This window comes from Hominiventricola sp. (assembly GCF_057604405.1).
In genome coordinates this window covers 1-1,356 of the sequence record NZ_DBLYVB010000095.1, presented here as the reverse complement: position 1 = coordinate 1,356, position 1,356 = coordinate 1, and the positions used below count along the sequence as shown (strand labels likewise).

Annotated in this window: 1 protein-coding gene; it reads left to right on the top strand. The window is 42.8% G+C overall.

Annotation, left to right across the window (positions count from 1 at the left end; genetic code table 11):
• Positions 1–45: 45 nt before the first annotated feature.
• Positions 46–1,356, top strand: a 1,311-nt coding sequence (locus tag ACZMB2_RS14285) for a leucine-rich repeat protein (RefSeq protein WP_487597208.1), incomplete at its 3' end; no start/stop codon positions are given.

Here is a 1,356-nt window from a genome sequence, read left to right as displayed (position 1 = left end):
TAAGAATAGTATTAAGAAAAATCGGAAAAAAGAGAGGTATTGTGTATGAAGAAGAGAAGTTTGAATAAAATAAAGCAAATGGTGTCGATTGGTATGTCATGCATTATGGCAGGTTCTACATGCAATCTTCCGATGATGCTGCATGCAGAAGAGGTTCAGACAGAGAACATGAAGCCAACTTATATGGTTACTTCATTTGATGAGTTGAACGAAGAGATTGCGTATCAAGCGCTGTCAATCGGTGCAGAAGAAAGCGAAATCAACTTTCCTGATACATTAAAGGTAAAAGTGATTCGTCAGGTTGAAGAAGAACCAAGTACAGAAGCAGATGAAGAGGAATCGAGTACAGAAGCAGTTGAAGAGGAAGCTAGTACAGAAGCGGAGGAGGAAACGGCTTCAAAAGCTCTGGAATCTCAGACAGAGGCAGAATCCCAGACTGAATCAGAATCAGAGGTGGAATCAGGGACCGAGACGGAAGTTAAGCCGCAGACGGAAGTTGAGTCACAGACTGAGATAGAATCAGAGTTACGGACAGAAGTTGAGTTACTGACAGAAGTAGAAAACGAAACTTTGGAAAGTGAGTCTGAAACGGAAGTACCAATGACAGAAACAGAGGTACCTGAGACAACAGCGGCATCAGAACCTCAAACACAAGTACCAGAGACAACAGCATCAGAATCTGAGACGGAATCTACCGAGCAGCTAGAGTCTGATACTACAGAAGAGGAAAGTAGTATTGTGGCTTCTCTGATAGATAGCATCAAAGGTCTCTTTGCCCCGGTGGAAGTATATGCGGCAGAGGAATATATTACTTACAGTGCAGGTGAAGGCAATGGTGCAGAAGATAGTCAAGAAGGCGAAGAGTGGACTATCGAACATATTACGTGGAAATTAGATGAAGAGAAAAGCTCACTTCCAGAATTTGACAGCAGTGAAGAGTCTGCTGGTGCAGTTTACATATACACGCCAACTATCCCGGAAACCGACGAAAATGGCAACCACTATATTCTGTCAGAAGAAGCAACTTTGCCAGAGATCTATGTCATGGTTGATTGTGTGGATAATGGTATTGTATTATATAGTAGTAATATTTTGGCTAGCGGAACCTGCGGAGCAGAAGGAAATAACGGGGATAATCTGACCTGGATACTGGATGATGAAGGTGTGCTAACCATAAGCGGTACGGGAGCGATGGCGAGTTGGAATTGGAAGGGCTCTCCATGGTATGCAAACAAAGATAAAATAGAATCAGTGGTGATTGAAGATGGTGTGACAAGTATTGGAGCAAATGCATTTGATGGATGCAGTGGACTAACCAGTATAACGATCCCGAGTAGTGTAACAAGTATTGGAGAG